This is a genomic window from Bartonella sp. TT29SHDZB (genome assembly GCF_042193395.1).
In the GTDB taxonomy this organism is placed as follows: Bacteria; Pseudomonadota; Alphaproteobacteria; order Rhizobiales; family Rhizobiaceae; genus Bartonella.
In genome coordinates this window covers 1-3684 of the sequence record NZ_JBHILQ010000050.1, presented here as the reverse complement: position 1 = coordinate 3684, position 3684 = coordinate 1, and the positions used below count along the sequence as shown (strand labels likewise).

The 3684-nt window shown below is 45.6% G+C and carries 2 protein-coding genes and 1 pseudogene; all 3 read right to left on the bottom strand.

Features of this window, described 5'->3' with window-relative positions; all coding sequences use genetic code 11:
- Positions 1 to 3: 3 nt before the first annotated feature.
- Positions 4 to 1287 (bottom strand): phage tail sheath C-terminal domain-containing protein, encoded by a 1284-nt coding sequence (locus ACFIJJ_RS09140; protein WP_375646727.1) that lies wholly within the window; start codon positions 1285 to 1287, stop codon positions 4 to 6.
- Between the two features lie 187 nt (positions 1288 to 1474).
- On the bottom strand, positions 1475 to 2857 hold the full coding sequence (locus ACFIJJ_RS09135) for a Bgr_08870 family protein (RefSeq protein ID WP_375646726.1): 1383 nt from the start codon (positions 2855 to 2857) through the stop codon (positions 1475 to 1477).
- Positions 2858 to 2871: 14 nt separating this feature from the next.
- A pseudogene (locus tag ACFIJJ_RS09130) lies at positions 2872 to 3684 on the bottom strand (DUF4815 domain-containing protein); the annotation flags it as partial.

The following is a 3684-nucleotide window of genomic DNA, read 5'->3' as shown; positions in this document are numbered from 1 at the left end:
GCTTTAACTCCTTGCTGCTTTGCGATAAGTTTCAAGCGTATCGCCAAATTGATAAGTCATTTTCTTTTGGATATCTTGCGCCAAACGGTCAAAATAAGCGCTATTGCGCCGGCTACCAAAGCTTAAATCTTCTAGAGGTGGTACTTCTTCTGCATCAAATTCCACCCGCAATTTCCCCAGTTGTAAATTGCTGTTGGAATTTAAATCACGATCAAACCAAACCCGCCCACCAAGCAGTGCACCACGCGCAATCATATCATCAAGAAAGCTGGTCAAAGAGCGGGTAATGGCAATAACATGTTGACCAGTCAGATTCTCATCATTGGCCCAAGGGCGGAAATTGTTGATGATGGTTTTTTCCAAAGCTGCACGGGTGCGCACCACATTGACAAAACGCCAAAGCGGATCACTGGAGGTGGTATGATTTCCCCATAAAATGCGCCCATTGGCAGCCATTTGCCCATGCGCATTTTGGCTAAGCCGTGCTGGAATAAAGGTCGCAATATCGGCTTGGTTAAGGCGATTAGCCTCATGATCGATTTCGCCATCAAAATAGCTAATGGGGCGTGCTGTCCCTAAAATGCCATGCACATCTTGGTTGGAAGGAGACCAAAAAACACCGCCCTTTTGCTTGTCCCGTTTGATAAACATGGCGGCAGCAAAAGGACTTGCCGGTTTAACACTAACACCCCCCTCACGATTTGCCACCCGTACAAAGGGGTCAATCAAATAACAAAAGCGTGAGGAAAAATCTGCACGATAGGCAAGACTTTCTTGCGTGTTTTTACCACCCGTATCAAAAACCGCAATCGCTTGTAGCTTTTCTGCCACTTGTTCCAAGGCGTCTGCCACGGGGTTTTTGCCATTATCAAGGCGCCCTGCACTATAAGCCGGTGCCAGTAAAATCCCAGGCTCCACCCCCAAATGCCCCCGCGTATGCGCTAAGGCATGCACACCGGTCAAGTGAGTATTGGATCCCACCATTTCGGTTTGTGTCTCAGCAATGGTTGACTTTTCTTCCACCCGCACAAGAATAATTTGTGCCTCAATCCCCTGTGCGCACACGGCGTTAATCACGTCAAGAGCTGTGCCTCTTGTTCCAAGCTTTTGGATTTTTTCTGTCTCATGTGTAAAAACTAACACAGGCTCGTTGAGGGGAAAAACTTGGTTGTCAGCATCAGGGGCTGTAACAACCGCACCAATAGCGGTCTGATCAAATGTTGCTAAAGGACGGGAATCCTCACCAGCCTCTACAATGCGTATCCCATGATTAAATTCTGTTGCCATCTTGCTCTCCAAATCAATGAAGAGACTATAACAACCATCATCATGCTCCATAAGACTGACACTGTCAGTCAAAAAGCTCTTTAAAGGGCTTTGAAAGAGCAATAAAAGGACTTAAAAATATATAAACCTGCTTATAGAACAGCTATCCATTTGACTTCTGTCATATCTTGGTTACTTGTGCATCCATTTATTCTTTCCATAATCTTATAAGAACAGCGCCATCAGCTCCAGCGCCGCTTGGAGAGGAATCTCCATGAGAGCCAGCACCACCACCACCAAAACCACGCCCTGCTTTTCCCGAACTATAGGAACCTTCGCCGACTCCTCCAGAGCCACCACGTGATGTATCACCTCCAGCATCGCCTCCATTACCGCTTGTTTTACTCGTAATTCCATTCGTTCCAGCATAACCATTTCCGCCTTTGGCAATTCCTGGATGTTCATCCGTTGCTAAACCAAAGTTTCCACCTGTTCCTCCAGCACCGCCATCGCCTGAATAGTAGGTAGTCGTACCACCACCAAATCCCGTGTGAGATTGATAGGCAGAAGCACCCCCACCACCATGTCCTCCTGTCGCCGTAATAAAATTCTTTCCAACAGCTGTTGTTCCTCCAGAATTTCCTGTCGCACTGCGTGATGCAACAGAAGCGCCTCCTTTACCAATCAAAATATCTTGATGACCGTTTAAACTGGCTTTATAGCCATACCAGACTGAACAACCGCCACCGCCGCCACCTCCTCCTAATCTTGGCGTATCCGCTCCGCCACCACTACCGCCACCGCCCCATGCTTGGATCTCAACTTTAGTTTTATCCGTTACCCAATCAGGCCATTGAATTTTCCCATCCTGTGTATAGAGCAATTCAGCATCAGCAAGCGCAGACCAATTAATGAGTTTATCAACTAAGCCTTGTTTAATTTTTTTAATTTCTTGCTTGAGAATATCTATGTCTGATTTCGTATAAACAAGATCTCCATCGACCCTCAAAGGTCCTTTCAAGGTGCTTCCGTTTGTGTTTAAATTGGTAACCACTTCACCATTATGGATAAGGTTAAACGACGAATTACCCAACAGTTCTAAGCCACCACTCATAGTGACTTTGCTGGTAAATTTATTATAATTTTGCCATTCATTTGGGCTGGCTAAGCGACCATAGCTTGAGAGATCTTCATTGATCTTGGCTCTAAAATCATCAAGCCCCACGATATCTTCGGTTTTATGTTGATGTGCGCCTAACAGTGAGACAGCACTCCCAAAGGTGAAGTTATTGTTGCTTGATTTATAGAGAACATAATTGTTGGCAGCATCGTGTGCACCCTCGATATCGCTTAAATCAGCAAAAGTGAAAGTTTTATCCGCTGCCATTTTGCCATTGAGAGCGCTTTCTAGATTTGTGATTTCGCTTATGGTATGCGTGTGTTTTGAAGGCGCTTTTTCGTTTACCTTTTCCTCAACAGCCAAAAGAGCTTGATCAATTTTGGTCAAGTTTTCCCGCAAGATTGGGAATTCAGAACTGATAAAGCGACCTTCTTTAGGCAATTCCATGTCGAGTTTTTTGGTTTTTGTCATCTCTCATTTTCCCATTATAATATGCCAGCGCCAAAATCACTCACCATGGACCGTGCCGCCGGTCCACCGGTAAGCGTGAGTTTCAAGCGCGCTTGTTTGGCGCCTTTATCACTGCTGGTAAATTTTCGTTCTGTCCAAAGCGGTTCAGCGAGTTGTTCTGTTTCCTCTAATTTCAAAGGGGTGAAAGCACCATCATCCAGCTGCATCTCGAGTGAAAAGGTTGCACCACCTGGTAAAAAGGTTTTGATATAGCTGGTCAATCTTGCTTTTTCCCCAAAGGCAAAAGCACGCGTGACATAGGTCGCTTCCTTATGGATCTTTCCCGCAATCAATTGAACAGGAGCAAACAAGACGGGTGAGAGCTTTTCGGTGCCTTTGAGAATAGCGCGAAGCTTTACCTTTTCACTGATATATTCAGTAAGGCTTAGCAATTGAAAGGGAAGAAGTTGATAAATTGTGCCATTGTTTCGTTCAATTTCAAAGATGACAGAACAATCGCTTGAAGGCAATTCAATGGCTGCGCGTACTTGCAAATCAGAGCAGTCCACAAGGTCAAAAGTGCCAAGATCAATGGTTTTTTCTGTTTGTGTGTAGCGTGCCGCCAGCACCCTAAAAGCTAAAGCCTCATCTTGATGAGCGGTCCAGCTCCTAGCATTGACAGAAGAAAAGCGTGGACCGGTCACGTAAGGGTGGCTCGAGACGTATCTCTGGTGTTCTGCATCAAAATCCCCAAGCTTTGCTAGTGAGACAGAATGATCAGCATCATCTGTCTTGATAACGAAAGCCGTTAAGCGGTCATCCATCACAAGGAGTGGTACATCATAGCG